Consider the following 5,091-nt stretch of genomic DNA (forward strand, 5'->3'; position numbering starts at 1 on the left):
ACCAGGCCCTCGCCGCGCGCCTGATGGATGAAAACGCCGCGCGCGCCGAACCCTGGGACGCTGCGCGCGTGCTGCGCGAGGCCCTGGTGGTGTCGGCGATCGAATCGGCCGAACGCGCGGTCGAGATCGGCCTGGCGCGCGAGCGCATCGTGCTTTCGGCCAAGGTCAGCGGCGTGCAGGAGCTGATCGCCGTCTACCGCGACCTGGCCGCGCGCTCGGACTTCCCGCTGCACCTGGGCCTGACCGAGGCCGGCATGGGCAGCAAGGGCATCGTTGCGTCCGCGGCGGCGCTGGCGGTGCTGATGCAGGAAGGCATCGGCGACACCATCCGCATCTCGCTCACGCCCGAGCCCGGCGCGCCGCGCACCCTGGAAGTGCAGGTGGCGCAGGAGCTGCTGCAGACCATGGGCCTGCGCGCGTTCACGCCGCTGGTCACCGCCTGCCCCGGCTGCGGACGCACCACCTCGGAATTCTTCCAGGTGCTGGCGCAGAAGGTGCAGGAGCACGTGCGCGGGCAGATGCCGGTGTGGAAGCTCAAGTATCCGGGCGTCGAGAACCTGTCGCTGGCGGTGATGGGCTGCGTGGTGAACGGTCCGGGCGAGTCGCGCCACGCCGACATCGGCATCTCGCTGCCCGGCACCGGCGAAGCGCCGTCGGCCCCGGTGTTCATCGATGGCGAGAAGGCCATGACGCTGCGCGGCGCCAACATCGCCGACGACTTCGTCGGCGTGATCGACGACTACGTGGCGCGCCGCTACGGCGGCGGCTGAAGTTTCCCGGGGCCCCGGCAACGGGCGCCGCGCGGGGTTCGTGAGTGGCGATGCATCCAACCAACAGGGGACAGACGATGGGTATCAAGACGAAGGGAATGGCCTGGCTGGTCGCGGGCCTGGTGATGGCGGCCGCCGGCGACGCCGCCGCCGACGCCTCGGTGGCGAAGCGGCTCGACGAGCGCGGCATCCGGTACGAGGTGGACATGGATGGTGACTACAAGGTCACCTACAACTACGCCAAGGAAGGGCGCACCCAGCTGGTCTTCGTGTCCGGTGGCACCGAGTCGGTGGCCGGCTTCGAGGTGCGCGAGGTGTTTTCGCCGGCGGGTCGGGTCGAGGCCGACGGCATCGACGGCGCCAAGGCGCTGGAGCTGATGGCCGAGAGCCGCAAGAACAAGCTCGGCGCCTGGGAACTGGCGGGCGACGTGCTGTACTTCGTGATCAAGCTGCCCGACGAAGTCAGCGCCGCCGAGCTGGAGTCGGCCATGGATATCGCGTCCGAGACGGCCGACGACATGGAAATCCAGCTCTCCGGCGACCGCGACGACCTCTGAGCCCGGGATTCCCCTGGCCCGGGCACTTCAGCGCTGCTGGGTGCCCGGGTTGATCTCGGGGTCGGTCACGGCCTGGCGCGCCAGCCGCGCCTCGCGCCGCGCGATGTAGACGTTGGAGCCGAAGATGATGGCGGCGCCCAGCACGGTCCAGCGGTCGAGCATTTCGTCGAACAGGAAGTAGCCCAGCACCGCGACCACCAGCACCTGCAGGAAACTGATGGGCGTGAGCATCGAGGCCTCGCCCAGCTTCATCGCGCGGGTCCAGAACCGGTGCGCCGTGGTGCCCAGGAACCCGGCCAGGACGATCCAGAGCCAGGTGATGCCGGCCGGCGTTTCCCACACCATCAGCGCCGGCACCAGCGACATCGGCACCCAGATCAGGGTGGTGAACAGCACGATCGCGTCCGGGTGCTCGGTGCGCGAGAGGAACTTGATGCTGATCGCCGCGCTGGCGCTGGCCACCGCCGCCAGCACCGCCACCAGGCTGCCGGCGGTGAACGCATCGCTGCCCGGCCGCACGATCACCAGCACGCCCAGGAAGCCGACGATCACCGCGGTCCAGCGCCGTGCCCGCACCACCTCGCCGAGGACGATCACGGCCGCGATGGTCACGAACAGCGGGCTCGAGTAGGACAGCGCGATCGCCTGCGCCAGCGGCAGGTGCACGATCGCCCAGAAGCCGGCCAGCATCGACACCATGCCGATCGCGCAGCGGCCGGTGTAGAAGCCGAGCTTGTCGGTGCGCAGGATCGCCGGTCCGTGCTTGAACAGGATCGGCAGGATGAACACCAGGCCGAAGAAATTGCGGAAGAAGGCGATCTCGAACGCGTGCAGCTGCTCGGACGCGAGCCGGATGCACACCGCCATGAACCCGAACAGCACGGTGCCGATGGTCATCATCGCGACCGCGCGCGGCACGTCCACGGGGCGGTTGCCGGGGGTGCTCACGCGTCGTCTTCGAAGCGGGCGCCGATGATCCGCGGCTCGGGTTCGAGCGTGACGCCGAAGCGCTCGCGCACGGACGCGGCGATCCGCCGCGCCAGCGACAGCAGCTGGGCGCCGGTGGCCTGGCCGTGGTTGACCAGCACCAGGGCATGCTGCTCGGCGACGCCGGCGTCGCCCTCGCGGAAGCCCTTCCAGCCGCAGGCTTCGATCATCCAGCCGGCCGACAGCTTGCGCTGGCCCGCTGGCCCCGGGAACACCGGCAGCGCCGGGTTCGCGGCCTTGAGCGCCTCGGCGTGCGCGGCGTCGACCACCGGGTTCTTGAAGAAGCTGCCGGCGTTGCCCAGCAGCGCCGGATTGGGCAGCTTGCGCGTGCGCAGGCGGCTGATGGCCTCGGCCACGTGCACCGCGCGCGGGGTCGCGACGCCCATCGCGGCCAGCTCTTCCTTGACCCCGGCGTAGTCCAGGCGCAGCTCGCGCTGGCGCGGCAGCCGCAGTTCGACGGCGGTGACCACCCAGCGGTCGGCCTCGCGCTTGAACAGGCTGTCGCGGTAGCCGAAGCCGCAGTCGGCGGCGGCCAGGCGCTTCACCTGGCCGGTGTCGCGCTGGAAGGCCTCGACCGCTTCGATGAACTCGCCGACCTCGACGCCGTAGGCGCCGATGTTCTGGATCGGGGAGGCGCCGACGGTGCCCGGGATCAGCGCCATGTTCTCCAGCCCGACCAGGCCGCGGGCCAGGGTCCAGCCGACCAGGTCGTTCCAGGCGAGGCCGGCCTCGGCGCGGACCACGGCGCTGTCGCCGTCGTCCTGGACGATGCGCACGCCGGCCATGGTCAGGCAGATGGCGACGCCCGGGAAATCGCCGGCGAACAGCAGGTTGCTGCCTTCGCCTAGCACCAGCACGGGGCCCTCGCGCAGCATCGCGAACTCGAAAAGTCCGGCCAGCGCGTCGGCCCGCGACACGTCGGCCATCATCGCGGCGCGGGCGGCGACGCGGAAGGTGTTGCGGCCGGCGAGGGAAACATTCTCCGCCAGCTGGTAGCCGGTCATGCCGGGCCGCCCTCGCGGCGACGGCGGATGGCGTCCACGCATTCGCCCACCAGCTCCGGGCCGCGGTAGATCAGGCCGGTGTAGAACTGCACCAGCTGGGCGCCGGCGGTGATCTTGCCGGCGGCGTCGGCGCCGCTGAGGATGCCGCCGACGCCGATGATCGGGATGTTGTCGTCCAGCCGGGCGCGCAGGCGCCGCATCACCGCGGTGGACTTGCCGTAGAGCGGCTGGCCGGACAGGCCGCCGGCTTCGCGGGCCAGCGGGTGGTGTTCGACCGGCAGGCGGTCGGTGGTGGTGTTGGTGGCGACCACGCCGTCGACCTGCATGTCGCTGAGCACGCGCGCGCAGGCGTCGATATCGTCGTCGGACAGGTCCGGGGCGATCTTCACCAACATCGGCACGCGCTTGCCGTGCTGGGCGGCCAGCTTTTCCTGGGCCTCGCGCAGGCCGCCGACCAGCTGGCGAAGGGCCTGCTCCTCCTGCAGTTCTCGCAGGCCGGCGGTGTTGGGCGAGGAGATGTTGACCGTCACGTAGTCCGCCAGCGGATACACCCGCTCCAGGCAGTAGGCGTAGTCGTCCAGCGCCTGTTCGTTGGCGGTGTCCTTGTTCTTGCCGATGTTGATGCCCAGCAGGCCGGTCCGGCGCCGCGCGCGCGCGACGTTCGCCACGAGGGCGTCGACGCCGTCGTTGTTGAAGCCCAGGCGGTTGATGACCGCGTTGTGCTCGGCCAGCCGGAACATGCGCGGCTTGGGGTTGCCCGCCTGCGGCCGCGGCGTGGTGGTGCCGACCTCGACGAAACCGAAGCCCAGCGCCAGCAGTGCGTCGACGTGGGCGCCATTCTTGTCCAGGCCCGCGGCGCAGCCGACCGGGTTCGGGAAGCTGAGCCCGAAGGCCTTGGTCACCAGCGGCTTGGGCTGGCGCGCCAGCAGCGGGTTCAGGCCGGTGCGGTAGGCCGCCTCGAGCGCACGCAGGCCCAGGCCGTGGGCTTTCTCGGCGTCAAGGTGGAACAGGAACGGGCGGGCGAGGGCATACATCGGGCGGGGGCCTCAGAGTTGGCCGCTCATGCCCAGCAAGCCCAGCAATACCGCCAGGCCGCCGAAGAAGAGCACGAAGGCCAGGACCGTCAGCACGGTGAGCAGGATCGCCGTCCAGCCCAGGACCAGCCCGGCGATGGCCAGGCCGTCGCCATCCATGCCGCCCGCGCTGCGGGCGATCTCGGCCCGGGCCAGGTGGCCGAACACCACGGCCGCCAGGCTGCCCAGCAGGGGCAGCAGGGTCCAGCCCAGCAGGCCGCCAACCAGCGACACGATGGCCAGGGGGCTGGTCGGGCGGGCGGCGGGCGCCGCCGCCGGAGCCGGGGTGGAGGCGGGCGGCGAGGGCGGTGCGGCGGGCGGCGTCGTGGGTTCGGACATGGCGGGGCCTCAGAGGTCGAACTTGATGCCCTGGGCCAGCGGCAGCGCGTTGGAGTAGTTGATGGTGTTGGTCTGGCGGCGCATGTAGACCTTCCATGCGTCGGAGCCGGACTCGCGACCACCGCCGGTTTCCTTCTCACCGCCGAACGCGCCGCCGATTTCCGCACCGGAAGTGCCGATGTTGACGTTGGCAATGCCGCAGTCGGAACCGGCCGCGGACAGGTACTGCTCGGCCACCTTCAGGTTCTGCGTGAAGATGGCGCTGGACAGGCCCTGCGGCACGTCGTTCTGCATGTCGATGGCTTCGTCGATGCTCTTGAACGGCATCACGTAGAGGATCGGCGCGAAGGTTTCGTGCTGC

Annotated in this window: 7 protein-coding genes; 2 read left to right on the forward strand and 5 right to left on the reverse strand. The window is 70.7% G+C overall.

All coding sequences use genetic code 11. The annotated features are described in order from the left end of the window. Window positions 1-770: flavodoxin-dependent (E)-4-hydroxy-3-methylbut-2-enyl-diphosphate synthase (locus VFQ84_RS01205; protein WP_325128365.1), on the forward strand; the 770-nt coding region annotated here is incomplete at its 5' end. Between the two features lie 77 nt (window positions 771-847). Next, window positions 848-1,327, forward strand: a complete 480-nt coding sequence (locus tag VFQ84_RS01210) for a hypothetical protein (protein ID WP_325128368.1) — start codon at window positions 848-850, stop codon at window positions 1,325-1,327. A gap of 27 nt (window positions 1,328-1,354) precedes the next feature. On the opposite strand, the gene VFQ84_RS01215 is transcribed toward VFQ84_RS01210, so the two are convergent. From VFQ84_RS01215 to VFQ84_RS01235, 5 genes are all read right to left on the reverse strand, one after another. Beyond that, window positions 1,355-2,275, reverse strand: a complete 921-nt coding sequence (locus VFQ84_RS01215) for a DMT family transporter (RefSeq protein ID WP_414636985.1) — start codon at window positions 2,273-2,275, stop codon at window positions 1,355-1,357. Next, the gene (gene murB / locus VFQ84_RS01220; protein ID WP_325128370.1) at window positions 2,272-3,318 is read right to left on the reverse strand and encodes a UDP-N-acetylmuramate dehydrogenase; all 1,047 of its coding nucleotides are present in this window, start codon (window positions 3,316-3,318) and stop codon (window positions 2,272-2,274) included. Before murB ends, VFQ84_RS01215 begins: the two co-directional genes overlap by 4 nt. Beyond that, complete coding sequence (locus VFQ84_RS01225) at window positions 3,315-4,352, reverse strand: quinone-dependent dihydroorotate dehydrogenase (protein WP_325128372.1); 1,038 nt, start codon at window positions 4,350-4,352, stop codon at window positions 3,315-3,317. Before VFQ84_RS01225 ends, murB begins: the two co-directional genes overlap by 4 nt. Window positions 4,353-4,364: 12 nt before the next feature. Then, window positions 4,365-4,730, reverse strand: a complete 366-nt coding sequence (locus tag VFQ84_RS01230; RefSeq protein ID WP_325128374.1) for a DUF4190 domain-containing protein — start codon at window positions 4,728-4,730, stop codon at window positions 4,365-4,367. 9 nt (window positions 4,731-4,739) lie between these two features. After that, the coding region (locus VFQ84_RS01235; RefSeq protein WP_325128376.1) for an aldehyde dehydrogenase family protein at window positions 4,740-5,091 on the reverse strand (352 nt) is incomplete at its 5' end.

The sequence above is a fragment of the Arenimonas sp. genome (assembly GCF_035721105.1).
GTDB lineage: Bacteria > Pseudomonadota > Gammaproteobacteria > Xanthomonadales > Xanthomonadaceae > Arenimonas.

Excerpts from the sequence above, each read along its gene's own strand:
- VFQ84_RS01210 (WP_325128368.1), top strand. The coding sequence starts at position 848 with ATGGGTATCAAGACGAAGGGAATGGCCTGGCTGGTCGCGGGCCTGGTG.
- murB (WP_325128370.1), bottom strand. The coding sequence starts at position 3,318 with ATGACCGGCTACCAGCTGGCGGAGAATGTTTCCCTCGCCGGCCGCAAC.
- VFQ84_RS01225 (WP_325128372.1), bottom strand. The coding sequence starts at position 4,352 with ATGTATGCCCTCGCCCGCCCGTTCCTGTTCCACCTTGACGCCGAGAAA.
- VFQ84_RS01230 (WP_325128374.1), bottom strand. The coding sequence starts at position 4,730 with ATGTCCGAACCCACGACGCCGCCCGCCGCACCGCCCTCGCCGCCCGCC.